The following is a 25,961-nucleotide window of genomic DNA, read 5'->3' as shown; positions in this document are numbered from 1 at the left end:
GGTCTATTATTGCGCAGCTTTAGACTATAGGTAGCATGGGTATTGCCACCTATAGTCTATTTTATATTTGCTGCTGCTATATACCCCGTGGTTTGCCAATCTTTTCTAAGGTGAGATATAAAACAGGGGTGATGTAGAGCGTGATCAATTGCGAGAAAATCAGTCCACCGACAATACTCACTCCCAAGGGTTGACGTAGTTCGGCGCCAGCACCCAAGCCCAGCGCGAGGGGTAGCGCACCCATCAGTGCCGCGAGCGTGGTCATCATAATCGGCCGAAAACGTTTGGCGCTGGCCTCGGTGATGGCATCAATCGGGCATAGGGCGTTTTTGCGCTGCGTTTCAAGGGCAAAGTCGATCATCATAATGGCGTTCTTTTTGACAATCCCGACCAATAGCAAAATTCCAATCATCGCAATAAAAGTGAGTTCTAGCCCGGTGATTTGCAGCGCGAGTAGCGCGCCAATGGCCGCCGATGGAATCCCCGCCAAAATGGTGAGCGGGTGAATCCAGCTTTCGTATAACACCCCCAACACCACATAAATGACGGCAACGGCGATTAAAATCAGCCAAAGTTGGCTCGATTGCGTTTGTTGATACAGTGCGGCATCACCCGCAAATGCACCAAAGATCGAACCGGGTAGGCCGATTTGGCTTTCGCTGGCTTTAATTTCGCGTGCAGCATCCGACAGCGACGCACCTTCGGCCAAGTTAAACGAAATCGTAATTGCCGGCAGCTGGCCTTGGTGATTGATTGCCGTCGTTACCGCCGTTCTTTCGATGCTAGCAAAGCTGCTTAATGGCACTAAAGCGCCCGATTTACTACGCACTTTAAGTAAATTAAGTGCGTTTTCATCTTGGCGCGCGCTGTCTTTCAGTTGCATCAGCACCGAGTAGCTGTCTTGCGGCGCATAAATGGTCGCCACTTCGCGCTCGCCATACGCGCCATACAGCGTATCGCGCAAGCTTTGCATATCAATGCCTAATTCGCTGGCGCGATCGCGATTGATATTGATTTTGGCTTGTAGCGTTTTTTGCTCCGAATCAGAGGTCACATCGCGAAACGTCGGGTTAGTGGCCAGTGTGTTTTTAAGCTGATCGGCCCACGATTCCAGCTGATCCGAGCTCACGGCTTGTAAAGTATATTGATAGCTACTTTTGCCGCTGCGCCCACCAATTTGCAAGTTTTGAGTCGGGCGATAAAACATACTAATACCGGCAATTTTACCCGTTGATTTACGTAAGCTATCCAGCGTTTTAGCCATGTTTTGACGATCTTGGCGCGGTTTGAGCGTGATAAAGAAACGCCCGCCGCTGCCGCTGCTACCGAGGCTTGAGGCGACGGTGGCGACATTGGGATTGTCGAGTAAGGCTTGTGCCGCTTTTTGCTGCAGTACCAACAGCGCTGGATAACTAATATCGGGCGACGCATCCATGCTCGCTTGCACTTGGCCGATGTCTTCTTGTGGGAAAAATCCTTTAGGCGCTTGGATATACAGCGCGGCGGTGGCAGCAAAAGTGGCAAAGGTCAGTAACAGCATCCAACGTTGATGGCGTAAAGCGACGGCTAAGCTGCGCTGATACCCCGCCAGTAAGCGATTAAATCCGGCTTCAAAATAGCGACTCCACGCCGGCTCGATTTTTTCTTCGTCGTGCGCTTTTAAAAAGCGCGCGGCAAACAGTGGAATTAAAGTGAGCGACACGGCCATTGAAACCAATACCGCTAACGACACGACGACGGCAAATTCATGAAATAACAAGCCGATGGTGCCGGGCATAAAAAAGATCGGAATAAACACCGCAATCAGCGAAATCGAAATCGAAACCACGGTAAAGCCAACTTCACCCGCGCCAGTAATCGCCGCCTCAAATGGCGCCATGCCTTCTTCGATATGGCGAACGATGTTTTCGAGCACCACAATGGCATCGTCGACCACCAAGCCCAGCGCTACAGTGAGGCCCATTAAAGAAATATTATCTAGGCTATACCCCAGCCAGTACATCAATGCAAACGTTGCCAGCATTGAGATCGGGAGCGATACCGATGGAATTAACGTGGCGGCAGCGCGGCGCAAAAATAGCAGCACCGACAACACCACCAAGCCCATGGTGAGTAGCAAGGTCAAACTCACGTCATGAATCGACTCACGAATCGAGGTCGAGCGATCATTGAGTTTTTTAACTTCAACCGAGGCGGGCATTTGCGACGTGAGTCGCGGCAACATGGCGTTAATGGCATCTACGGTGGCGACGGTATTGGCGCCCGGTTGGCGTAAAATGGCCAGAATAATCGAGCGCTGACCATCAATCCAGCTGCCCGATTTGATGTTTTCAACGCTGTCTTCCACGGTGGCCACATCGCTTAGCCGAACCGGTAAGCCATTTTTGGTGGCGATAACGAGGCGGCTAAATTCAGCGGCATTTTTGAGCTGCGCATTGGCTTCCAGCATTAAGGTTTGCCGCTCGCCCTCAAGCTGACCGACCGGTGAGTTGGCATTGGCGGCCTTAAGCGCACTGGCTAATTCAGGCAAAGATAAATCACGCGCCGCCAGTAAGTCCGGATCAACCGCCACGCGGACCGCAAAGCGCTTTTGCCCATACACCGTGACTTGCGCTACGCCATCAATGGTGGAGAGCGCTGGGGCAATCAGATTGTCGGAGTAATCATTCAGTTGCGCCAGCGATAGCGAAGGCGAGTTAATACTCAACATCAAAATCGGCGCGTCCGATGGATTGACTTTGCGATAGCTCGGCGGGCTTTTCATATCGCTAGGCAAGCTGCGATTGGCGCGATACAGCGCCGCTTGTACGTCGACCGCCGCTGATTCAATGTCCCGAGAAGGGGCAAATTCCAAGGTGATATTGGTGCTACCCAGCTTGCTGGTCGATGTCATCGTCGCCAAGCCTGGGATGGTTGAAAATTGCTTTTCCAGTGGCGTTGCCACCGCATTGGCCATGGTTTCGGGCGAGGCGCCCGTTAAGCTGGCTGACACGCTAATCGTTGGCGTATCGTAAGTCGGCAGTGCGGCAATCGGTAAATGAAACCAAGCAATCGTGCCGGCGACCATCACGGCAATCCACAGCAACAGCGTGGCCACTGGGCGATGAATCGCCCACCAAGAAATTCCGTGACTCATTATTTTGACCCTTGCACTGAAGCGGTGCTGCTGGCTGCTAAGGCCGGACGACTCGCTTCAATCACTTGACCACCAGGGCGCACATTTTGGCCGCCTTCTTTGATGATTTTAGTTTCAGCGGCAATGCCTTCAATCAGCGCTTGATTACCAACGCTACGGATGACTTGAATTGGCTTGACTTGCGCTTGTTTATTTTGGTCGATGATATACACAAAGCGCTGTTCAGGGCCGGTTTGAATCGCTTGAATCGGCACAATTAAACCTTTTTGTTCGGCCAATTCGATGGTGACGGTGCTACTGAGGCCCGGCCACAATTGCAAATCAGCGTTAGCAAATTGCGCTTTAGCCAATATGGTGCCGCTGGCTTTGTCGACGGCATTATCCAGAAATACCAATTCGCCAAGGCGGGTTTGCCCGTTCGGTAGTTGCGTTTGCACCGATACTTTGCCTTGGCTTTGCGCCGCAAGTAGGGCCGGTAAATCGCTTTGATTAATATTAAAACTGATTTGAATTGGGTCAGTTTGTGAGATCGTCACCAAGGCTTGCGCGGCATTTGATTGCGCTAAGCTGCCTTGTTTTAAGGCGATGGCGCCAGTTCGCCCAGTAATTGGTGCATGAATTTGGGTGTAAGACAAATCCACGGCATTGGCGCGCTCATCGGCTTGGGCTGCAGCCACTTGGGCTTGCAAACTGCCCATTTTAGCGCGTGCGGTATCGACCGCCGATGGTGATAAAAATCCGGCTTGAGCCAGTTCTTCGCTGCGCTTTAGGTTGCGTTCGGCCTCGGCAAACTCAGCTTTGCTTTTTTCGGTAAGCGCTTTGCTGCGCACCATTTGGCTTTGCACGCCGCGCGAATCGAGCGTAAATAGCAATTGTCCGGCTTTGACAATATCGCCTTCTTTAAAATGAATTTTTGCAATTTGTGCATTCACTTGCGGGCGTACTTCAACCGTTTGCACCGCTTCGGCGTGGCCAACGGCGCTAATCTGATGCGGCAGCGCGCCCTGTTTGACTTGCGTACTAATAATATTCACTGGGCGCTTGGCGCCATTTTTATTGTCCGGCGCTTTCTCGCAAGCACTCAATGCTAATAAACAACAGCAACTCAATGCTGCGAGGTTGAATCTATTCATTTAACTCGCTCAATTCAATGGTTTAAAGCGTCGTTTGCTCGGGGCTGTTGCTGTTTGGCGTCCCGCTGCGGGCAAGCCAAACGTTAACAGACTCTAACGACGACGGGTCAATGCTTGTCGATGGTGATGCGCCATAATCGCGCTCATCGTGATGATGACCAGTAGGCCAAAGCTAATTAGTATCATTTGCATCGGGGGCACGCCATGCGTGGCGTATTGTACTTGCAGTAGCGCGCTACTGTTCGGTGCCAGCGGCAGGCTGAGGTATTTAATCATTAAAGCATGCAGACCGACCATGATTAAAATGCCCAAATTTTCATTAAAGTTTTGCACTGCAATCGAATGCCCAGCGCCCATGAGCTGCTGCCCACGGTGTTGTAAAACGGCATTTAATGGCACAACAAAAAATCCCGATAAAATCCCAATCAGCAGTAGCAATAACGCAGCGACGGCAATTTGGTTGACCCACAACAAGCAAATGAGTAATCCCCCCATCAACAGACCGGCGGGCATCACGCGAAACGCATGGGGTAATGACACGTATCTCCCTGCTAATAAGGCACCAATGGCAATACCCACCGCAACGACGGCGATTAAGCGAGTGGCAGATTCTAAATCAATGGCCAGCCACAACAGCGCCCAATTGAGCACCACCAAGCGCATGGTGGCGCCTGCGCCCCAAAATAAGGTGGTGATGGCCATTGATACTTGTCCTTGCGGATCACGCCATAGCCGCCAGAAGCAGTCGTAAAAGACGGCGATTTGATAGCGAGGGCTAAGGTAGAGCGGCTTGAGGGCGGTAGTAGGGCGGGCAATCGCGGCATTAATTGCTGCGGCAATGCTGTAGAGCACGCTGATGATGAGAATAGAAAACTCGATGCCGTTAAGGTAGTGACCCAGGGTATTGCCTGCTAGCCATTGGCTAACAAACGATCCAGATAAATACCCACCAAGCAAAGTGCCGAGAATAATGGCAAATACGGTTGAGCTTTCTAGCCAGCCATTGGCGGCAACCAATTGCGCTGGCGCTAGGCTTTCGGTGATTAAGCCGTATTTAGCGGGCGAGTAAGCCGCCGCACCCAAACCAACCAAGGCATAAGCCCATAAAGGAGACGCTCCCAAGCCCATGAGTAGGCAAGCGAATAATTTGATGCCATTGCAAATCATCATCACTTGATTTTTGGGTCTGGCGTCAGCTAGTGCGCCGGCATAAGGCGCAATCAGCACATAAGAAACGGTAAAGCCCCACAGCAACATCGAGAGGTGCCACTCAGGGGCTTGTTGTGATTTGAGTAAGGCCAAGGCGGCAAAAAACAGCGCGTTATCGGCCAGGGCGGAGAAAAACTGTGCGGCTAAGATTTTATAAAATCCGGCTTGCATTATTTAAACCTTGCACTGTGCTGATGGATGATTGTGAATTTATATCAGCAAAATATGACAAAACTACCGCCTCTGACGGTGGTGTAAGATTAAAGTCCGCTGTTTTGCGTGGTATGATCGCAGGCGTCACAATTGAAAAGCTTGGACGCTGCAATGGATATCCTGCAGTTTTTGGTTACGATTTTTACCGATTACGGCTATCTGGCTGTATTTACGGTGTTATTAATCTGTGGTTTTGGCGTACCTATTCCAGAAGACGTGTCTTTGGTTGCCGGCGGCGTGATTTCGGGGCTGGGTTACGCCCATGTGCACACCATGTTTGCCGTGGGCATGCTGGGGGTATTGATCGGTGATAGTTGTATGTTTTTAGCTGGGCGTTATTTTGGCGCGCGCTTATTACAACACCGCTACTTTGCGCGCATGATGACCCCCGAGCGATATGCGGCGGTACAAGATAAATTTGAGCGTTATGGCAATCGCGTGTTGTTTGTGGCGCGCTTTTTGCCGGGACTACGTACGCCGATTTATCTCACTGCGGGGATGTCGGGGCGTATTTCTTATTTCCGCTTTTTACTGCTCGATGGATTAGCCGCCTTAATTAGCGTACCGATCTGGGTGTACTTGGGGTATTACGGTGCGTCCAATCATGAGTGGTTAATTAAATGGCTAGGTCGAGGTCAGTCAGCGATTATGGTATTGGTCGCGATTGTTGCGGTGATTGTCGCGGTGTGGTATTTCCGTCATTGTCGTAAACCCAAGTAATTCGAAGTCGTTCAACAAAAGCTTTTTGCCGCCTTGTCTTGTCATCAAGCTTTTGTACGAGTACTTATTTCTGAATTTCTAATCTTGAAGCCAATATGTCGCGCCCGATCCAAGCTCGCTTTAATTCACTCGCCTTAGCACACAATTATCAAATAATTCAGCAAAGCGCGCCGACGGCGCGCGTTTTTGCGGTGATTAAGGCCAATGCCTATGGGCATGGTGTGCAGCGAGTGGTCGATGCATTACCCGATGCCGATGGTTTTGCCATTTTAGAAATCAATGCGGCGATTGAATTACGCCGTCTCGGTGTTCAGCAGCCTATTTTGCTGTTGGAAGGGGTGTTTAGTGCGGCTGAATTAACGGCGTGTGCCGAATTTGATTTAGCCATTGCATTGCATTTACCGGTGCATATTGAATGGTTAGAGCAGGCCCAATTAAGTCGGCCGATTGCGGTTTTTCTCAAGCTCAATACCGGCATGAATCGCTTGGGATTTCCTGCCGAGTCTGCGCCAGCTTGGGCGGAACGCTTGGCGCGCTGCCAAAATGTCACCAGCGTGACGGTAATGACGCACTTTGCGTGCGCCGATGAGCCAAGCAAAGGGATTGATACCCAGTGGCAGCGATTTATTGCTGCGACACAATCTTTGGCATTACCCACCTCGTCGGCCAATTCGGCGGCGATATTTGCGTATCCGCAAACGCATGGTACGTGGGTGCGGCCGGGTCTGGCGCTGTATGGCGCATCGCCGTTTAGTGATCAAACAGCGGCGAGCTTAGGTTTGCAGACGGTGATGGCGCTGTGCTCTGAAGTGATCGCCACCCAAGACGTCGCGGTCGGCGAGTCGGTGGGTTATGGGGCGAGCTTTATTGCGCCTGTGCCGATGAAGATCGGGATTGTGGCGTGTGGTTATGCCGATGGTTATCCACGGCATGCGCCGACAGGGACGCCGGTGTGGGTTGCTGGGCAAAGAACGCGTCTACTCGGGCGTGTGTCTATGGATATGCTGTGCATTGATTTAACGCCATGGCCCGAACTCGATGTCGGTAGTCCAGTTGAGCTGTGGGGGGCGCATTTGCCGATTGATGAGGTGGCCAGCGCTGCGGGGACTTTAAGTTATGAGTTAATGTGCGCGATCGCTGCGCGAGTTCCTGTTTATACATTATAAAAGCGGGCCGATATCTTATTTGGCGTTCACGTTTTACTCGCCTTAAGCCGGGGCGTTTTTATATCGAACGATCAATGATGGCATTAACAATTAAATGCATTAGCTCAGGCCGAAAAGTGCTATAGAAAATTGCGGCTATCGGGTATTTAATTTTTTTGCATTATTTTTATCATCAGTGTTGTAATTAAATCATTTTTTTGTTTTATTCGTGCTGTTGATTCTTGGCCTAAATAAATTCTTCATAAATCAATTCAATTGCCACTCCCCAAGTAGAGGGGCTTCCTTTACAATTAGTCTGTTTCTTTTAATCCCGCCCTGCAGGTTGAATCATGGCATTGATCGTCCAGAAATACGGTGGCACATCGGTGGGTACCACCGACCGAATTAAAAATGTGGCTCGCCGCGTCGCCAAACATAAAGCACAAGGTCACGATATTGTTGTCGTGCTGTCTGCTATGTCTGGTGAAACCAATCGTTTGATTGGCCTCGCTAAAGAAATGCAAGTCAATCCTGATCCGCGTGAGCTTGACGTCATTGTCTCGACCGGTGAGCAGGTCACCATTGGCTTGCTGGTTATGGCTTTGAAAGACATCGGCATCGATGCGATTTCATACACTGGCGCTCAAGTGAAAATCTTGACCGATAGCGCGCACACCAAAGCACGTATTCAGCATATTGATGATGCCAATATGCGTGCTGATTTAAGTGCCGGTAAAGTGGTCGTGGTCGCAGGCTTTCAAGGTGTTGATCCAGATGGCAACATCACGACTTTGGGTCGTGGCGGTTCAGACACCACCGGTGTGGCTTTAGCGGCAGCATTAAAAGCCGATGAGTGCCAAATCTATACTGACGTGGATGGGGTTTACACCACCGACCCACGCGTGGTGCCAGAAGCCAAAAAGCTAACAACGATTACTTTTGAAGAAATGCTGGAAATGGCCAGCTTAGGTTCAAAAGTATTGCAAATTCGCTCCGTTGAATTTGCTGGTAAATATAATGTGAAATTGCGCGTGTTGTCTTCCTTCCAAGAAGAAGGCGAGGGCACGCTGATTACCTTCGAGGAAGACTCTACCGTGGAAAAACCAGTCATCTCCGGCATCGCCTTTAATCGCGACGAAGCCCGTGTCAACGTTATTGGTGTTCCTGATAAGCCCGGTATCGCTTACCAAATTTTGGGCCCAGTGGCCGATGCCAATATTGATGTCGACATGATTATCCAAAATGTTGGTCAAGACGGCACCACCGATTTCTCGTTCACAGTGCCTAAAGGTGAGCTCGCGCGCACGATTAAGGTGCTGGAAGGCGTGCAAAGCCATATCGGTGGTCAATCGGTTTCGGGTGACGACAAAATTTGTAAAGTCTCGATTGTTGGCGTGGGCATGCGCTCGCACGTTGGCGTTGCGTCAACGATGTTTCGCACCTTGGCGGAAGAAGGCATCAATATTCAAATGATTTCGACGTCTGAAATCAAAATTTCTGTCGTTTTAGACGAGAAATACTTGGAATTAGCCGTGCGTGTATTGCATAAAGCGTTTGGTTTAGACCGTACGCTGTAATTTAAGCGCTGATAAAGTGTTGCTTTGAGCGGCCGCATTTAAAAATGTCGTTTCAGGCTAATAAATACACTTGTTGTAAAATCAGTAGCTTACGTAGTTAATCGACATTTCATCAGAAATATTCAATTAGAAGTGTTGACGGAGGCCGATAGTGTGTATATTATTCGGTCTCCCTGAACGGAGATGTGGATGAGTGGCTGAAATCACCGCCCTGCTAAGGCGACATACGGGGTAACCTGTATCGAGGGTTCGAATCCCTCCGTCTCCGCCAGGAACTTTAAGTTGTACAGTGCGCTTGTAGCTCAGTTGGATAGAGTATCTGGCTACGAACCAGAGGGTCGGGCGTTCGAATCGCTCCAGGCGCACCAACACTTAAAGCGTTTTACAAAGTCTCCATCGTCTAGAGGCCTAGGACACTGCCCTTTCACGGCGGCGACCGGGGTTCGAATCCCCGTGGAGACGCCAACTGTCGAGTTGGTTGTTTTTAAAAGTAATGAAACACAGTGCGCTTGTAGCTCAGTTGGATAGAGTATCTGGCTACGAACCAGAGGGTCGGGCGTTCGAATCGCTCCAGGCGCACCAATTTCTTACTGTATTAGATCTACACAGTTCCCATAGTTTAGCGGTTAGAACACTGCCCTTTCACGGCGGCGGCCGGGGTTCGATTCCCCGTGGGAACGCCAAAATTCGAATAAATAACGACTTAAGCGCAAGCTAAGTCGTTTTTTATTGCCTGTCACTTTGGCTATGCGATGATTTCGCTGTTAGACATGGTTAATCGATGTCTTTTGCCCGCTTTGCCTATCAAATCAATACGACCCAATCCAGTCAACTCAAGCCGTGTACTCGCAAGACATATCTTACAATTTGATGATTTTTTGCGACGCTAGGTGCTAATTCAATCTCGCTACGCTGTCAGCTGGGTTTAAATCAGGTACATTACGATTAAATCAAGAATAAGGATGAGACAGTGAAAAAGAATAATCTAGTGCTAGCGAGTTTGCTGTGTTTAGGTTTGATCGCTTGTGGTGATCAGCCTGCTACGACGCAAGTTGACGCCAATTCGGTTGATCCAAAATATCAAAATCCATTATTAAATATCGATCCTGCGCAATTTAGTGCGGTGCTCGGTGAATGTGGCAAGGTGCTCTACGCCGCTTCAGCGCCGATTGATGAGACCTGTCGCAACGACGTGAAAGCTAGAGCCGCTAAGCAAGGCATTATGCTCACCGATACGCATTTAAATGAGCCCTTGGTGCATGATCGTTATCAATACAGCACGCGAGCGCAGTAAGTTTAGTGCCTGCAGTATTTCTAGAATAAAAGGGTGTAGTTCTTGATGAACTGCACCCTTTTTTAATTTTTAAGATCAAAGCTGCCAGCTTAATCTACTGTTATCTGCCGTCCGTTAGATGGATTATTTTTTGCCTAATACGGTAATGATTTTTCGGCTGTTGTTTGAGCACAAAGCCAGCGCTAGCAAGGCCTGCGCCGCGTCGGCGCGGGGTAAATAGTCGCAACTGTCTTGCGCTGCTGTGGTGTCGTCCTCAATCACATACTGGCCTGTGGCCGCTTGATGCGTGAGCCCGCCCGGGCGAACAATCAGCCAATCTAACTGGCTGCGGCGTAAATGCTGTTCGGCGCGGGTTTTCGCTTGCAGCGCTTGGCCTAATGCCGCTTGCGCTGCTGGCGACAAACGAGACCATTGTTCATCGCAGCCCAAAGACGTCAGCAAAACAAACCGACATGGATGACTTTGCTGCGCGGCATCAATGGCGTTGAGATTGCCAATGTCGTCCACTCGGCGACCTTCGGCGTTTTTGCCACCCAGTAGGCTGATTAATAATGGCGCGGCGGCGGCGGCAATGGCATTTTGGCAATCAATCAAATTAAACGCATCGCCTTGCAAAATGGTCACGCCGGCAGCCGTCAGTGCCGAGGTATCGCGACCCGCTCGCACCATGCACGCGACGCGCAAACCTTGATGGCGGGCGTGCTGCACTAAATGCCAGCCAGTATTGGCTGCGCCGCCAAAAATCAATAGATCGTGTTGCTTCATTACGCCTCGCTCTGCTGCGCAGAAAATTGGCGTAATGCATCGAGTTGATCTTGGCGCAACTCGCCAGCTTCATCACGGCCAACAAAGATTTTAAACATCGGATTGCCACTTAAATTGCAAAAAATCAGGCAAGCCGTTGGTTTATTCATAAACGGGCGCTCAAGCCAATAAATGGCACTGCATTGGCTAAAGCGCAAATGGCCATGTAAGCCGGTACTGCCTTGCCAATTGTAAAAACCGTGGCTGACTTCGCCGTAGGGCAGGGGGCCGGTAAATTCTAAAATGGCGTCATTGCTATTGCTAATCACCGTCACGCTGCTGTGCCAAGCATGCATCAGGTCCAATAGCGGGACAAACTGGCTGCCAGCGATTTTTTGCCACAGGGTATTGGGTAGGCATTCAATCACCGTTTGTAATGGGCAATCTAAGCTCGTCGCCAATTGCTCGAGCACTACGCCTGGGTTTTTGGCTAGGCGGCTTTGTAGGGCGGTCATTTGTTCGGGATTTAAAGTGGGGTTCATGGTGGCTCCAGACAGCATTAAAGTAATACAGCAAGTTCGCGGGTGAGGGTGGGTGACCAGAATCGGCCAGCAATACTCAATGCAGCGTGTTGACCATCGATGTTGAGTAAACCTGCGGTTTGCCACTCATTGATTTTTTCCAGCGCAGCGGGGTAGGCGGCGAGTCGTTCGAGTGACAAGCTGCCGCGATCAAGTTCACCCTGAATTTGGCCAAAAATACGTTTTTTATCGCTCACGCCAGCGATATAGCTCAAAGGCTTGCTGGTGCTGGCCAAATAAGCCGCTAATTCGCCCTGCACTTGATAGCTCAAACCAGAGTGGCAGCCGCCAGCGCCCGAACCAAAGGCGAGGCAATCGTGGCCGGTTTTAATCGCGCTGTTATAGCGATTGCGCTCGTTTTTTTGCGGATTGGCAAAATGACTATTGCTCACTTGTACCCAACCGGCGGCCTGCATTTTATGCACGGCGTAGGCGTATTGACGCGCTTGTGTGGCCAAATCAGGCAAGGGTTTGAGCGCGCCTTTTTCTATCATTCGATTGATTGGCAAAGAAGGAAAAGCGTTAAACGCATAAATATCTAGCCCTGATAGGCCTAATGACAAAGCCACATCCAGATCGTGTGCCCATTTTTCATCGTCTTGCCCGGGCAGGCCGAGCATTAAATCGGCCACGATGACCGCATCGCAGTCTTGGCATAAAGCGCGCAAATAATCAGCAGCGGCTTCGCCGCTATGGTGGCGGCCTAGGCGGCGGCGCAGTTGGCTATCAAAACTTTGCACGCCAATCGAGATTCGGTTGGCACCTGCTGCGAGGCAAGCGTTGACTTTATCGCGGTCAAAATGCGAAATCCGCCCTTCAATGGTGATTTCGCAATCGTCAGTCAGCGGTAAATACTGCCGAGCTGCGCTTAATAGTCGCGTTAAATCGTTGGCAGAGAGTGCCGTTGGCGTGCCGCCGCCAAAATACACAGCTTGAATACGGCCACCAGCAGGGCGGCTGCTGGCATCTTGAGCGAGCTCGGCAATCAGTCGATCGACATAGGGCGCGCCGTGTTTTTCTTGCCATGCATTGCGATAAAAACCGCAAAAAACGCAGTGATTGGCGCAAAACGGAATATGAAAATAAGCCAAAGCGCCGTCGCTAATAGCCGCTTGCGTCAGTGTGGCTTGCATCTGCGGCCATTGTTCAGCAGCAATCGGATTAGCGCCCCACATCGGCATCAGTGCTTTGCGCTCTTTAAATGCATCGGGGAGTACGTCGTTTGGGTGGTGTAGGGCGAGAGTCATGGGTATTTTCTAAATATTAATGATATTCATTATCATTTGAATTGAGTTAAAATTTTTGATTTAAATCAATTCAAATTCGATCGAGGCTAAACCAAAGCGCTGAACCAGCTTGCTGGCACTGCGGCACTTGGATTTTGGTGCCGGGTTTTGGCGTTCAGCCAATTCGTGTGGCGCACGGGTGCGAGCGTATCGCTGCGCTGTTTGTCGTCTGCAGCTTGTATCCAACCAATGCTTGCAACGCTGAGTGGTAACGCGCTGATTGCGCCTAACTAGCAGTCAAATAACACCAAAGGCCGCTTCGGGTCTTGTGGATGGGCAATCACGGTGGCGGCCAGTTGATACGTTTGCTGTAAATGATCCGGAGTTAAAACATCGCAGGGTATACCGCTGGCGATAATGCTGCCCTTGGCGAGCATGGTAATACGGCTGCAATATCGCGCAGCCAAATTCACATCATGCAAGACCGCAACCACCGCAATGCCGGCTTCTTGCGCCAGTTTTTGCGCCGCAGCCAATAAGCCATGTTGATGCAGCGGATCCAAACTCGACGTGGGTTCATCCAGCAACACACAGCGATATTCCCCCGCTTGTTGCGCTGCCAAGGCTTGCACCAACACACGGGCAAATTGCACGCGCTGCTGCTCGCCGCCCGATAAAGTCGGGTAGCGCCGCCCAGTGAGGTGGCTAACATCGGCCCATTGCTGCGCCGCCTGAATCACCTCGGCAACGGCCGATGGCGACAATTCGGCAAACGGGTATGCGCCCATGGCAATCACTTCATCGACCGATAAATTAAACCCCAGCCCGGGATTTTGCGGCAACACGGCGCGAACACGCGCCAATTGCGAATTCGCTAATTCACGCAAATCTTGCCCAGCCCAGCGCACATGGCCGTGCTGGGGCGTGAGCTCGCCAGCGAGTAAAGACAATAGTGTGGATTTCCCTGCGCCATTGGCCCCTAGAATGGCGGTAAATTCGCCAGCAGGAATCGCCAGTGACACCTGATTTAAAATCGGCCGATGGCAGCGCGAAAAAGAAACGTGATCGAGAGATAACATAAATCAACTTAAGACTTGCGGCTAAGTAATAGCCAAAGAAAAAACGGTCCGCCAATTAAGCTGGTAACAACGCCAATCGGCAGTTCGGCAGGGACTACGGCGATGCGCGCAATATAATCGGCCAGCACTAAAGCGATGGCGCCGAGTAAAAATGAGGCGGGTAATAAGCGCCGATGATCGGCGCCCAACAGCATGCGTGCGCAATGCGGCACCACCAAACCGACAAAGCCAATCCCACCGGTGGCGGCGACTAAAGGACCAATTAATAGCGCCACTAAAACAATCAGTTTTCGGCGTAAGCCTTTAATCGCAAAACCCAGATGCAAGGCTTCGCGCTCACCAAGTAGCAGCGCATTCATGGCACGCCAGTAGCGCATAATCCAGATCGAAATCAGCAATAAAAACGGCCCAAGCAGCGCTAAACGCTGCCACGTGGCGCCCGCTAAACTACCCATATTCCAAAAAGTTAGGCTGCGTAGTTGATTGTCATCGGCCAAATAAGTAAATAGGCCCATTAAACTGCCGCAAATGGCGTTAATTGCAATGCCCGCGAGTAATAAACCGGCCATGCCGGCATAACGTCGCCCAAGGTGATACGCCAAAGCGGTGGCTAAAATACTACCTAAAAAAGCCGCAGGCGCTAAAATAGCAAAACTACCCCCCCCCAGTACAATCGCAGAGACCGCACCCAGAGACGCGCCCGACGATATACCTATCAGGCCCGGCTCGGCTAATGGATTGCGAAACAAAGCTTGCATCGTCGCGCCAGCCAGTGCCAATACGCCACCGGCTAAAGCGGCGAACAGCACGCGAGGTAGGCGGATTTCGAGCAAGACATCACGCCAAAATTGTTGCTCATCGCTCAATAACGGCGCGTTCATTAGCAATAAGTCGGGAATGGCCGACAGGGGAATTTGCACTGCGCCATGGCTGGCGGTGAACACCAGCAGGATCAGCAAGACGCCAGTGGCAAGTAAGCCAGCCAGCCAATTGGGAATAAGCAATCGACAGCACATGATTATTTGGCCGCACTCATCAGTTGACGCAATGCTTCTGGCAGGCGCGGACCAAAGCCAAGCAGTAATAAATCATCCATCACAATCACGCGCTTATTTTTGGCCGCTGGCGATTGCGCCAAGCCGGGCCGCGCCAAAAGTGCCGCCATCCCGCCCATGCTGCTTAAGGTGCTGGTTGTGGTGATAATCACGTCGGGGCGCAGCGCCGCCATGCCTTCGCGCGACAGCGGTTTATAGCCTTGTTGCTGCGCTAACACATTGCGTAAACCAGCCAATTGCATCATCGCATCGGCACTGGTGTTTTTGCCGGCGCCTTCTGGCTCGCCACTGCGGCTCATCAACATTAATGCGGTGCTGGTGCTGGTGCTGGTGCTGGTGCTGGTAGCAGGCTGCAATGCTTTGACGTCTTGACTGATTTGTTTGACCATTTGCTCGCCTTGTTGCGGCAAATTGAGTGCCGCAGCGACCCCGCGAATGCGTTGCGATAAGGCCGACAGATTGGCTTGGCCGGGTAAAACAATCACTTTGATGCCCATTTTTCTTAGCTGCGCTAAGGCTTGTGGTGGACCGGCTTGATCGGTCGCCAACACGATATCGGCCTTGCTGGCTAACACGCCTTCGAGCGAAAATTGCCGGTAATAACCGACTTTGGGCAGTTGATTGGCCGCCGCTGGATACACACTGGATTGATCGACGGCCACCAAATGCTGCTCGGCGTTGAGTGCGTAAATAATTTCAGTCAGCGGGCCGCCAAGGCTGACCACGCGCGGCGCACTTGCCAGCGCCAGCGTGCTGAAAACAGTAATAAAAAACAGCAGTAAAATCGTCGTCAAAGAGTAGTAAATACGCATGATGTATCCAGCAGTAAAACAAGCTATGGGCTTAGCCCGCCTTGGCGTGATGATGCAAACGCTGGCGGGCTGACCGGTTTATTGCGCCAATGGCGTGCTGCATAAGTTTTCTAGCAAAGTGCGCCAAGCCGCCAGCTCAGGCACGCCGGGTTTGCGCACACCAAAGAACTGCACGATTAATTCTTCGCTCTGGCTATACACTTCTAGCGAAGTAACCCAGCCATCGACGGTGGGTTTATTGACGACCCAGCACGAGGCAATGGCGTCGGTATTGAGATGCAGATTAAATTTTTCATCCAAAATATTGAACCAAGGCCCGGTGCGCAGCAGTTTTTTCACTGGCCCAGAATGAATCTGCACCATGCCGCGATTGCCCACAAAACACATAATCGCCAAGCCAGAATCAGCCGCTTGTTGCAGCATGGTTTCCACCGCATTAATCGCTACCGATTGCGCCAAATCCGCGCCCGCAGCACGCAAAGCGCCTAAACGGCTGACTTGATTTTTACGCAGCATCGGAAAAAATCCATGCGTATCGGTCAGCGCCAACCACGCAGCACGCAGCGCCGCAGGATCGGCAGCATCACGCGGCATCGCGTCAATTGGGTAGGCGGCGATCTCGGGCCAAGTGGGCGCGGCATCGGCAAATTGGGCGACTAAGGCGTGGTAAGCCTCGATATGGCTATTGGCAGTCATAAAGATTTTATGCACGGCGACACCCGCGCCATCAAAAAATTGCAGACTGAGGCGATCGCCTTCTTGCACGGCAAAATGGCTTTGCCAAGCGTTAAAAAACATTCGTAAATCTAAATCGGCACCCAGCACCATGCCGATGGATTTTTCAGCTTCGATTTGCTCATATTCGCCATGACGTTCATGTACGCACCAGTCATTGCGGCTGAGCACCATCACTTCACCCAAGCTCGCTAGCTCACGAAAGATCGCTTGGGCAGTGCCTTTGAGCGGTGTCGCGCTCACGCCGCATTCAGCGGCGATGAGTTCTGCCTCACTGACTTGCAGGCGCAGCGCCCGATCGCGGATGCGTAGTTTGGGCTCGGCTTGGCGTAAAGCTTGATCGGCGGCTTGCAATGTGGCGGCGCGTTCGGAATAAGTCATCGCGTTCATGGGGTGTCCTTGTGGTTTTGCTACGGTGAAATGGCGAGGGCAGGGCGGCAAACTTGCCGCGTAGCCTTGGCGCTCGGTGGCTTTTGAGCGACCGAGCCATTGATTGTTGTGGTTTAGAATTTCCAATCGGCGCTCAAGCGCAGATTGCGACCGGGCTGGGTGAGCCTATCCATATTGGCGCTTGAGCTAGCGAGGCCACGCACATCGCTATCAATCCAATATTTGCGATCACCTAAATTGAAAACACCACCGGTAATCTTCAGATCTTTGCGCGGCGTCCACCATGCGATTAAATCGACCAAGCCATAACCGGGTGCTTTAAAATCGGCTTCGCCAGCGACTTTGTCTTGTCCTTTCACCGCAGTAAATAACAGCTGGCCACCCCATTGCGCTTGTTGATAGCCCAAGCCGGTAACGGCTTTTAGTGGGGCGACACTGCCGAGCGGTCTATCGTTGGTTTGATTTAAGCCGACCGCCCAAGCGGCATTGGCCCAGCTATGCCAGCCTTGGCCGATTTGCCAGTTCATTCTGACTTCCGCGCCATAAATCCGCGCTTGGCTGATGTTTTGGTTTTGATAGGTGGTATCGGTGCCCGGCACACATTGCGCGCTGCCCGGGCAAGTGAAGCTGACTTGCTCAATAAAGTTGTCGTACTGATTATTAAACGCGGCGATGCTGCCGCCGAGTGCTGAATTGCCAAAGCGGCCACCGAGCTCAATGCCATGGCTGGTTTCAGGTTTGAGATTCGGATTGGCAATGGCGGCGTAGCCCATCGGCGAGATATAACTACCGTTCAGCTCCATTGCATTGGGCGCGCGAAACCCCGCGCTGTATTGGGCAAATAAAGTGCTCATTTCACTGACTTGCCACGCGGCAGCTAGCTTGGGGGACAGCGCTGAATCGGTCAGCGCCACCGCTTGCCCGCCGCCAGAACTAAATTGCGTATCAACGTCGGGATTGAGTTGGTAGTGATCAAAACGCAAACCCGGCGTGAGGGTGAATTGGCCGCCCGCAAAGCTCAGCTCGTTTTGCGCGTAAATGCCCCATTGTGTGGTTTTGGTTTTGGGCACATCGCGTACATTGAGCGAGCTCGAACTTGGCGTGCCGTCGCGTAATTCAGTTAAATCGCTTTGAAACCATTCCGCGCCCAGCGTCCAATGTTGCCCAATATCCCCGGCGATTTTCTTTTCAATCAGGCCATTGATACCGATGGTGTCTTGGTCATACGTTGAAGTGCGGCTCCAATTGGGCGTAAGCACTTTGCCTTGCTGGCGCACTTGAAATGATTTTTGCGTGGTGGCCATGTCTTGGCGGTAAACCATCGCTTGCGCGCCATCAATCCAGCCATTTTGATCGGGCGCGGTGTATTGATAATCCAGTGAAATACGGCGGCGCGTTTGTTCGTCCTCGGCGCGGCTTGATTTCACCGAGCTCATCATTGGCGCGCCGATATCGGTATACATCGTGGTGTCGACGCGTTTTTGATTCATCTCGGCGGTCAAGCCCAGCTTGTGGCCTCCATCGAGATAGTGCTGCAATTTGACTAAGGCGCTGCGTTGTTCGGTGTCTTGTGGATTGGCGGTGGTGCGGCCATATTTTTGCGTATCAACTGTACCCATGGTCGCCAATTCATGACCACGGCGGCCAGCCACTTGCACTAAACCCAAGGTGTTTTCACCAGCAGCAAACGCCACTGCCGCTTGCGCGCCATAGCTACGATCGGCGCTGGCATAATCGGCTTTCACTTGGCCGCCCACATCGCCTTGGCCTTGTAATAAATCGGCTGGATTGGTGGTGCGCATACCGACCACGCCGCCTAAGGCATCGGAGCCATATAAGGTGGATGCAGGGCCGCGTAAGACTTCAATCGACGACAGCTGTGAAAAATCAACTTGGTCGCGGCCGCTATTGAGGTAAGAGCCAAAAGAGAAGGTATCCGGTAGGCGAATGCCATCGACCATCATCAAGACGCGGTTACTGTCTAAGCCGCGGATATTGACGCTCGACAAACCGTAACGGCCATTTTGACGAATATTCACCCCCGGTTCGGCACGCGAAAAATCGCGAAAATCGTCAATCATCTCGTCATCGAGCACCGCTCTGCTGGTGGTGGTAATCGATGGCGGCAGCTCGCTGAGCTCTTTTTCGGTACGGGTGCCAATCACCACGATAGGGTCAAGCGCCGGAAATACCGGCTCTGCGGCGGCAAACGCGTGCTGCATCGCGGCAGAAATTAGCGTCAAAGTCAAAACCGTGGCTTTCATTTTTTGTCCTATAGCGGCTCGCCGTGCAGCGCGAATCAAGCGCTTGCAAATCAGCAGTGGCCAAACCAAAAGTAAATAAGAATCGTTATCAATTTGTGTGGTGCATGTTAATGATATTTATTCTCATTTGCAAGTTGTAATCTTTACCCCTAGAATTAACGCCTCTCACTAATGGCTGCAACTCACGAATGAAACGAATCTATCCCTTGTTATTACTGAGCTTACTGGCAGCCTGTCAGTCGCCTACGACTTTGACTTCAGCAGCGCCGACGGCTCAGCCGGTGGTGTTATTAGGCGAAGTGCACGACAATGCGCTGGGCCATCAGCAGCGCTATGCATGGCTCAAAGCCAAAATAAAAGCCGGCTGGCGGCCGGCAATTGCGATGGAGCAATTTGACGTTGAGCGGCAAGCCGACATAGATCAGGCGCGCGCCAAGCGGCCCAAAGACGTCGATTTTCTAATTAAAAAAGCCGGTGGCGCGCGCTGGGATTGGCCTTTATATCGGCCGGTGATTCAGCTGGCACTGCAATATGATTTGCCCTTGCTGGCGGCCAATTTATCGCGCCAAGACGCCGCCATCTTGATGAAAAACCCGCAAGCGAGTTTAGCCAGTTTGGCGGGAATGGATTTAAACGCAGAAATTGCGCCCGCTGTTTTAGCTGGGCAGCGCCAAGCGGTACAAGCGGGGCATTGCGGGCAATTACCGCTGGCGATGGAAGAGCCCATGGCCCGCGCGCAAATTGCGCGAGACCGATTAATGGCGCAGGTTATGGCACCGTATTTGTCGCAAGGCGTTGTGCTGATTGCCGGTAACGGACATACCCGCCGCGATATCGGCGTAGGCCAATGGCTACCGCAAGCGTATTCGGTGGGATTTGTTGAATCAGAACAAGAAAATTATTTTGATGAAGTGAACGTAATTCGTCCTGCCCAGCGCCCAGATCCTTGCGCGACATTGCAGTTAAAACCGGCGTAAATACGGTCGTTTTACTGAGGGCGCGGCCGGTTCGCGCCCTTTTTTTGTCCGGCACCTAGGCCCTGCAGGTGCGCGGTTTAGATTAAGCCGTCGTCGTTGTCGACTAAAATATTCAGCGAATTTTTTAAGGTGTTACGCACTTTTTTACGCGAGAGTAATTTGGTTTGCGCTGGCAGTGGCAAATCAGTCAACCGCAGGACGTTTTTATCAATCAATACATCGACCAAATCTTCGATAACGCGAATTAAATCGGTGTCGAGCGAGTAAAATATTTCATCCGATTTCACCAAAAAATTGACCACATCGGGGTGATTGCTATCGAGCTTTTCTTGGTTTTCAGCCGAAGCTTCGACTGAAAGAGTAATGATTTCACCTTGGGCATTTCGACGGGCATAAAACATAATGGTAGGCTCATAAGAAACATTTAAGTTTGATGTTAGCAGTTTCACCGTAGGCTGTAGATAATCTAAGGAGATTTGAATGGAAAAAGTCAGCAAAACCGATGAGCAATGGCAGGCTCAGCTCAGCCCCGCCGCGTATTACGTTACGCGGCAAAGTGGCACCGAGCGCCCATTTAGCGGCCAATACGAAAAAAATCGTGCCGCAGGGCAATACCATTGCATCTGCTGTGGCGCGCTGTTGTTTGATTCAGCCAGCCAATTTGACGCTGGTTGCGGCTGGCCGAGTTTTTCGCTGGCGGCCGACGAATCTGGCGTCACACGCATTGTCGATCGTAGTCACGGCATGGAGCGCGTTGAAGTGCGCTGCACACAATGCGACGCGCACTTAGGCCACGTCTTCCCCGACGGCCCGGCCCCTACCGGCGAGCGGTATTGTATTAATTCGGTGGCGCTGGATTTTGAGGCCAAGTAGGGATGTATTTGATTATGGCCTTTTAAATTAATAGCCTACATGGCAATACCTTAATGTTGTCATCAAAAAAGCCGCACTAAATAGTGCGGCTTTTTCTTGGGTTTTGGCGGGGTTAATTTGCGATCCGCGCTAATTCTTCAAAATAGGTTGGGAAGGTTTTGGCGGTGCATTTTGGGTCGTTAATCCGGACCGGTACGCCTTTGATTGCAACGAGTGAGAAGCACATCGCGATGCGGTGATCGTCGTAGGTGTCGATTTCGGCGTTGGCGGTGAGCGCTTCAGGTGGCGTCACTGAGATCCAATCTTGGCCTTCAACCACGGTGGCGCCGACTTTGCGCAGCTCGGTCGCCATGGCCGAAAGGCGGTCGGTTTCTTTGACGCGCCAGCTTTCGATATTGCGGATGGTCGTTGTGCCTTTGGCGTACAGCGCGGCAATGGCGATGGTCATCGCGGCGTCGGGGATGTGGTTGAGATCAACGTCAATCGCAGTGAGCTGGCCGCTCGCTGGTGGTGCCGCTTCAATCCAGTTGGGCCCCCAAGTAATCACCGCGCCCATTTCTGCCAACGTATCGGCAAAACGTTTGTCGCCTTGAATGCTGTCAGATCCCACACCTTCTACGCGCACCACGCCGCCACCGATGGCACCGGCAGCGAGGAAGTAAGACGCGCTGGACGCGTCGCCTTCAACGTGGATTTCGCCGGGGCTGGTATAGCTTTGGCCGCCGGGGATGAAAAACTCGTTCCAGCTTTTACGCTCGACTTTCAGGCCAAATTTGGCCATTAAATTCAGCGTGATTTCGATATACGGTTTTGAGATTAATTCGCCGACCACATCAATCGTCATATCGCGCTGGGTGAGGGGTATGGCCATCAACAGCCCAGTCAGAAACTGGCTGGAGACATTACCCTTGACTGCAATGCGATCGCACGTCACGCTGCCCGGGCGAATTTGTAGCGGCGGGAAGCCTGCATTGCCCAAGTATTCGATATTGCAGCCCGCTTGCTGTAAGCCAGTTACCAAGTCGCCAATTGGGCGCTCGTGCATGCGCGGCACGCCAGACAGACGGTAATCGCCGCCAGCAAACGCTAGCGCCGCAGTCAATGGACGGAACGCTGTTCCGGCGTTGCCGAGGAATAAATCCGCTTGTTTAACCGGGAATTCACCGCCACAGCCATGCACGATAAAATCACGGCTGTTGCCGCATTGCTCGATCTGGATGCCAAGCGCAGCAAGGGCTTCGAGCATGCGTTCGGTGTCATCCGAGGCCAGCAAACCCAAGACACGGGTGCTGCCTTGGCACAGTGCCGCCAGTAACAAGGTGCGATTTGAAATGCTTTTTGAGCCAGGCAGGGCAACGCTGCCATTCACGCCCGCAATCGGGGCAAGATCCAGAAATTCCATCATGGTTTCCTAAAAATAACACGGTGTTAAATGGGCAGCGCAGTGATCGATCGGCCTGCGAGCTCAATCAATGCAGATGAGCTGTCGCTGAATCATCGATTTAGACTGGCTCGGTGCACCGCTATTGCGCGTCAACAGCGGCGTTGGCTGTGCTGCAGACTAAGTCACTGGCCAAAAGTTTTTGCGCAAGGTGAAGCAACCATGCACGGGCACTTTTGCCGACTGACTTATGCTTTTAATTTATTGAGCGCGGTATACACCAGATCAGCTTCAAGTTGATTGAGGCAGTTCATATGCCCCAGCGGGCAAACGCGGGCAAAGCAGGGGCTGCATTCTAAATCGAGGGTAACAATCTTGGCCTTAATTGCCAGCGGTGGGGTAAAGCTCGGTGAACTCGAACCAAATACCGCTACTAATGGGCGCTGTAATGCTGCGGCCACATGCATTAAACCCGAGTCATTACACACCACACTGCTGGCGAGCGACATTAAATCAATTGCTTCAGCCAGACTGGTTTTGCCGGCTAAATCGAGCACATGCGGCGCAAGCTGGCGAATTTCGTGGCAAATTTCTTGGTCTTTATTTGATCCCAATAGCCAAACTTGCTGACCTTCGGCGATCAAACGATTAGCGAGCGCTGCGGCGTGAACCGCAGGCCAGCGTTTGGCTGGGCCGTACTCTGCGCCGGGGCAAATCGCGACGATGGGTGTGTCGATGCTCAAACCGAGTTTACGCACCGTGGCATCGCGCGCGTCGGCGTTGATGGTAAGCACCGGAAACGGCATCGCTTCGGTGAGCGGCACGCCGGCATCGGCACCGAGGGCGTAAAAGCGCTGCGCCATTTGCGGTAGCAAAATCGGGTCTAGCTCGCGGGCATCATTGAGTAAGCCATAGCGCATTTCACCCAACCAACCGGTGCGCTTAGCAATGCCAGCCAAAAACGGCACTAAGGCCGATTTGAGTGAATTGGGTAGCACAATCGCTTGATGGTAGCCGCGCGCTTTGATTTGCCGGGCTAGCGCCCAGCGCTCACGTAATTTGAGTTCGCCATGGGTAAATGGCGCGTCGATCAAATCGTTAATTTCGGCCATCCGCGCATGCAGCGGTCGCGTCCATGCGGGCGCGAGCACGTCGATCAGCGCATCAGGGTGGCGCGCTTTGATTCGGGCATACAGGGGCTGCGCCATAATGGCATCGCCCACCCAAGCGGGAGCGACGATGAGAATTCGTTTCAAAATTAATTTTCCTAATGACTGCGCTAGCAAAGCGTTCACGCGGGTCGCCGCAGCGTGGCAAAGCCCTATTTTACGATGGATTACGCCGGATTAACGACAAAAGCGGCGTATTAAGCCGCTTTATTAATCAATCTGCTTGCGGGCGACTGCCGTTGGCGATTTAGGCCTGCAGCGCGCAGCGCTGTTTTAGCTTTAGCGCTGCCTGTGGCCTGTTCTGCTACCGTGGGTTTCGCCAAACAGGTGGGTATATCAATGACCCTTAACCACTTCGCCAGCTTTAAGGCGATACGTCGTGCCACAGTATGGGCATTGGGCGGCACCGGTTTTGCTCACGTCGAGAAACACCCGAGGATGCGAATTCCAGCTGCTCATGTCTGGCATTGGGCAATGTAGTGGCAAGTCTTTGGCCAATACTTCGATGTCTGTTTGCGATTCTTTAACGCTCATGGGGTGCTCCGAATGAGGATGTTGTTGGGTGTAGCGCAGCGTAACCACGATCCGTGGTGGTCGGGTTACGCCTTTGGCTCCCCCGACTTACGCGCATTAGCAGGCAGTGAGCCAAGCAGCATGGTGGCTGTCACGGCCTTGAACGATGTCAAAATACCGCTTTTGGATTTCAGTGGTCATCGGGCCACGGCTACCGCAACCGATGGTGCGGTTGTCGAGCTCGCGAATCGGCGTGACTTCGGCGGCGGTGCCGGTAAAGAACGCTTCGTCACAGATATACACTTCATCGCGAGTGATGCGTTTTTCGATCACTTGGACGCCCATTTCAGAGGCGATTTGGAAAATCGTATTGCGGGTAATCCCGTCTAAGCACGAAGTCAAATCTGGGGTGTAGAGCTTGCCGCCACGTACGACGAAAATATTTTCGCCCGAGCCTTCCGCCACAAAACCATCCACGTCCAGCAGTAGCGCTTCGTCGTAACCATCAGCCGCAGCTTCATCGTGCGCCATGATCGAATTCATGTAATTGCCGTTGGCTTTGGCTTTGCACATGGTGACGTTGACATGGTGGCGCGAAAAGCTCGAGGTTTTCACACGAATGCCTTTGGCCAAACCTTCTTCACCCAAATACGCACCCCAAGGCCAAGCGGCAACGATGATGTGCACGTCTTTTTTCGGTGGCGCGATGCCGAGTTTTTCTGAACCGTAAAACGCCATTGGGCGCATATAGCCCGATTTTAGGCCGTTTTCTTTAATTACCGCGATGTGTGCAGCGTTAATTTCTTCGCGGGTAAACGGCAAAGTCATATTTAGAATTTTGGCCGAATTAAATAGGCGATTGGTGTGATCTTGCAGGCGGAAGATCGCAGGGCCGGTACTGGTTTCGTAAGCGCGAACGCCTTCAAAAACGCCCATGCCGTAATGCAAAGTGTGGGTCAATACATGGGTCGTGGCTTCGCGCCAAGGTACCATTTTGCCGTCATACCAAATAACGCCGTCGCGATCTGCCATTGACATCGATGCTCTCCTGCCTAAGTTCTGGGTTTCTAATCAAGACGGTGATTGTAACTTAAAAATAGGGGATTCTGCGTAGCGCCGTACACAGAGTTACACGCTGCTGGGGCATGTGTAAGATTTAGGGTTTAAACCCCTATTTTTGCGCTGGTAACAGGCCCGATTTAAATTAATCCCGTGGCGGCCACGCGGATTGGGGCGGCAGGAAAACCCAAGCTATATCGGTGCATAGGCCAAAGTGGTTGCCGCGCGGGGGGCCACGGTCGGGCCGCATCACTACGCTGGATTCGAGTTTATTGCAGCGTTAGCCGCGCTTGTTCTAATTTTTGCCCGGCAAGGGTGTATTGAATAATCGCCACGCTGCCTGCGAGCGCCGCAAAGTCGCCTTGGCTACTGAGTTGATTGCTGCCGCTGGGGGTGAGTGTCACGCGGCGTTGTTGTTGCTGGTTTTGCAAAATCACCACCGCACTAGCGCCGCTGGTTTTGATGGGTCGGCCGTCGTGATCTTTGAGGTATAGCGTGAGTGTATCCGGGCGGTAACTGAGTTCCAGTTGATGCCCAGCGGCGGATTCTTTCACCATGCCGCCGTGTTCGGCTTGCAGTGGGGTGTCGCTGTGCGCGAAAAGGTTGGCGCAAGCTAACAGCAGGGCGATCAGTAGGGATTTATTCATCGTGATGGATTCTTGTTGGCGGCGGCGAA

General features: G+C 52.1%; 23 protein-coding genes and 5 tRNA genes. 11 read left to right on the top strand and 17 right to left on the bottom strand.

Annotated elements, in window-relative coordinates:
• Window positions 1-76: 76 nt before the first annotated feature.
• The 3 genes from Q0V82_RS02080 to lplT form a co-directional block, all read right to left on the bottom strand.
• Entirely contained in the window at window positions 77-3,136 is a 3,060-nt protein-coding gene (locus Q0V82_RS02080) for an efflux RND transporter permease subunit (protein ID WP_297572224.1), read from the bottom strand.
• A complete protein-coding gene (locus Q0V82_RS02075) occupies window positions 3,136-4,269 on the bottom strand; it encodes an efflux RND transporter periplasmic adaptor subunit (RefSeq protein ID WP_297572222.1) in 1,134 nt (377 codons plus the stop codon). Before Q0V82_RS02075 ends, Q0V82_RS02080 begins: the two co-directional genes overlap by 1 nt.
• 93 nt (window positions 4,270-4,362) lie before the next feature.
• Complete coding sequence (lplT, locus tag Q0V82_RS02070) at window positions 4,363-5,649, bottom strand: lysophospholipid transporter LplT (protein WP_297572220.1); 1,287 nt, start codon at window positions 5,647-5,649, stop codon at window positions 4,363-4,365.
• 153 nt (window positions 5,650-5,802) lie between these two features.
• Between lplT and Q0V82_RS02065 the strand changes: the two genes are divergently transcribed.
• From Q0V82_RS02065 to Q0V82_RS02025, 9 genes are all read left to right on the top strand, one after another.
• Window positions 5,803-6,411 (top strand): DedA family protein, encoded by a 609-nt coding sequence (locus Q0V82_RS02065; RefSeq protein WP_297572218.1) that lies wholly within the window; start codon window positions 5,803-5,805, stop codon window positions 6,409-6,411.
• A 95-nt stretch (window positions 6,412-6,506) separates the two neighbouring features.
• Window positions 6,507-7,577, top strand: coding sequence for an alanine racemase (alr, locus tag Q0V82_RS02060; RefSeq protein ID WP_297572216.1), 1,071 nt, complete (start codon window positions 6,507-6,509; stop codon window positions 7,575-7,577).
• A 329-nt stretch (window positions 7,578-7,906) separates the two neighbouring features.
• Window positions 7,907-9,133, top strand: coding sequence for an aspartate kinase (locus Q0V82_RS02055; protein ID WP_226763421.1), 1,227 nt, complete (start codon window positions 7,907-7,909; stop codon window positions 9,131-9,133).
• Between the two features lie 179 nt (window positions 9,134-9,312).
• A tRNA-Ser gene (locus tag Q0V82_RS02050) sits at window positions 9,313-9,404 on the top strand.
• 20 nt (window positions 9,405-9,424) lie between these two features.
• Window positions 9,425-9,501, top strand: a tRNA-Arg gene (locus Q0V82_RS02045).
• A 21-nt stretch (window positions 9,502-9,522) separates the two neighbouring features.
• Window positions 9,523-9,598: transfer RNA gene (locus tag Q0V82_RS02040), tRNA-Glu, on the top strand.
• Between the two features lie 40 nt (window positions 9,599-9,638).
• Window positions 9,639-9,715: transfer RNA gene (locus Q0V82_RS02035), tRNA-Arg, on the top strand.
• A gap of 26 nt (window positions 9,716-9,741) precedes the next feature.
• Window positions 9,742-9,816 (top strand) — tRNA-Glu (locus Q0V82_RS02030).
• 287 nt (window positions 9,817-10,103) lie between these two features.
• The gene (locus tag Q0V82_RS02025; RefSeq protein ID WP_297572213.1) at window positions 10,104-10,427 is read left to right on the top strand and encodes a hypothetical protein; all 324 of its coding nucleotides are present in this window, start codon (window positions 10,104-10,106) and stop codon (window positions 10,425-10,427) included.
• Window positions 10,428-10,550: 123 nt separating this feature from the next.
• On the opposite strand, the gene Q0V82_RS02020 is transcribed toward Q0V82_RS02025, so the two are convergent.
• From Q0V82_RS02020 to Q0V82_RS01990, 8 genes are all read right to left on the bottom strand, one after another.
• Entirely contained in the window at window positions 10,551-11,192 is a 642-nt protein-coding gene (locus Q0V82_RS02020) for an NAD(P)H-binding protein (RefSeq protein ID WP_297572211.1), read from the bottom strand.
• Window positions 11,192-11,713: a heme utilization cystosolic carrier protein HutX gene (gene hutX / locus Q0V82_RS16525; RefSeq protein WP_308445212.1), complete on the bottom strand. Its 522-nt coding sequence runs from the start codon at window positions 11,711-11,713 to the stop codon at window positions 11,192-11,194. Before hutX ends, Q0V82_RS02020 begins: the two co-directional genes overlap by 1 nt.
• A gap of 17 nt (window positions 11,714-11,730) precedes the next feature.
• Complete coding sequence (hutW, locus tag Q0V82_RS02015) at window positions 11,731-12,999, bottom strand: heme anaerobic degradation radical SAM methyltransferase ChuW/HutW (protein ID WP_308445211.1); 1,269 nt, start codon at window positions 12,997-12,999, stop codon at window positions 11,731-11,733.
• A 269-nt stretch (window positions 13,000-13,268) separates the two neighbouring features.
• A complete protein-coding gene (locus Q0V82_RS02010) occupies window positions 13,269-14,057 on the bottom strand; it encodes a heme ABC transporter ATP-binding protein (protein ID WP_297572209.1) in 789 nt (262 codons plus the stop codon).
• An 8-nt stretch (window positions 14,058-14,065) separates the two neighbouring features.
• A complete protein-coding gene (locus Q0V82_RS02005) occupies window positions 14,066-15,061 on the bottom strand; it encodes an iron ABC transporter permease (protein ID WP_255588070.1) in 996 nt (331 codons plus the stop codon).
• A 14-nt stretch (window positions 15,062-15,075) separates the two neighbouring features.
• Window positions 15,076-15,924 carry a hemin ABC transporter substrate-binding protein gene (locus Q0V82_RS02000; RefSeq protein WP_297572205.1) on the bottom strand — a complete coding sequence of 283 codons (849 nt, stop codon included), beginning with the start codon at window positions 15,922-15,924 and terminating at the stop codon, window positions 15,076-15,078.
• A 78-nt stretch (window positions 15,925-16,002) separates the two neighbouring features.
• Window positions 16,003-17,049, bottom strand: a complete 1,047-nt coding sequence (locus Q0V82_RS01995) for a hemin-degrading factor (protein WP_297572203.1) — start codon at window positions 17,047-17,049, stop codon at window positions 16,003-16,005.
• A 113-nt stretch (window positions 17,050-17,162) separates the two neighbouring features.
• Window positions 17,163-19,313 (bottom strand): TonB-dependent hemoglobin/transferrin/lactoferrin family receptor, encoded by a 2,151-nt coding sequence (locus Q0V82_RS01990; protein WP_297572201.1) that lies wholly within the window; start codon window positions 19,311-19,313, stop codon window positions 17,163-17,165.
• A gap of 188 nt (window positions 19,314-19,501) precedes the next feature.
• On the opposite strand from Q0V82_RS01990, the gene Q0V82_RS01985 reads away from it, so the two are divergent.
• Window positions 19,502-20,290: a ChaN family lipoprotein gene (locus Q0V82_RS01985; protein ID WP_297572200.1), complete on the top strand. Its 789-nt coding sequence runs from the start codon at window positions 19,502-19,504 to the stop codon at window positions 20,288-20,290.
• 77 nt (window positions 20,291-20,367) lie between these two features.
• On the opposite strand, the gene Q0V82_RS01980 is transcribed toward Q0V82_RS01985, so the two are convergent.
• Window positions 20,368-20,691 carry a hypothetical protein gene (locus tag Q0V82_RS01980; RefSeq protein WP_297572199.1) on the bottom strand — a complete coding sequence of 108 codons (324 nt, stop codon included), beginning with the start codon at window positions 20,689-20,691 and terminating at the stop codon, window positions 20,368-20,370.
• Between the two features lie 79 nt (window positions 20,692-20,770).
• Here Q0V82_RS01980 and msrB point away from each other — a divergent pair, with 79 nt between their 5' ends.
• Window positions 20,771-21,163, top strand: coding sequence for a peptide-methionine (R)-S-oxide reductase MsrB (gene msrB, locus Q0V82_RS01975; protein WP_297572198.1), 393 nt, complete (start codon window positions 20,771-20,773; stop codon window positions 21,161-21,163).
• Between the two features lie 112 nt (window positions 21,164-21,275).
• On the opposite strand, the gene aroA is transcribed toward msrB, so the two are convergent.
• The 5 genes from aroA to Q0V82_RS01950 all read right to left on the bottom strand — a co-directional run bounded on the left by aroA (window position 21,276) and on the right by Q0V82_RS01950 (window position 25,932).
• Window positions 21,276-22,565 (bottom strand): 3-phosphoshikimate 1-carboxyvinyltransferase, encoded by a 1,290-nt coding sequence (aroA, locus tag Q0V82_RS01970; RefSeq protein ID WP_297572305.1) that lies wholly within the window; start codon window positions 22,563-22,565, stop codon window positions 21,276-21,278.
• 227 nt (window positions 22,566-22,792) lie between these two features.
• Entirely contained in the window at window positions 22,793-23,800 is a 1,008-nt protein-coding gene (gene waaF / locus Q0V82_RS01965) for a lipopolysaccharide heptosyltransferase II (protein ID WP_308445210.1), read from the bottom strand.
• Window positions 23,801-24,049: 249 nt separating this feature from the next.
• Window positions 24,050-24,247: a zinc-finger domain-containing protein gene (locus tag Q0V82_RS01960; protein WP_297572197.1), complete on the bottom strand. Its 198-nt coding sequence runs from the start codon at window positions 24,245-24,247 to the stop codon at window positions 24,050-24,052.
• 96 nt (window positions 24,248-24,343) lie between these two features.
• Window positions 24,344-25,264: a branched-chain amino acid transaminase gene (locus tag Q0V82_RS01955; RefSeq protein WP_297572196.1), complete on the bottom strand. Its 921-nt coding sequence runs from the start codon at window positions 25,262-25,264 to the stop codon at window positions 24,344-24,346.
• A 290-nt stretch (window positions 25,265-25,554) separates the two neighbouring features.
• Window positions 25,555-25,932, bottom strand: a complete 378-nt coding sequence (locus tag Q0V82_RS01950; protein ID WP_297572195.1) for a hypothetical protein — start codon at window positions 25,930-25,932, stop codon at window positions 25,555-25,557.
• Window positions 25,933-25,961: the final 29 nt, after the last annotated feature.

This window comes from uncultured Deefgea sp. (genome assembly GCF_947072475.1).
Classification (GTDB): Bacteria; Pseudomonadota; Gammaproteobacteria; order Burkholderiales; family Chitinibacteraceae; genus Deefgea.
This window is presented reverse-complemented; position numbering and strand designations above follow the sequence as displayed.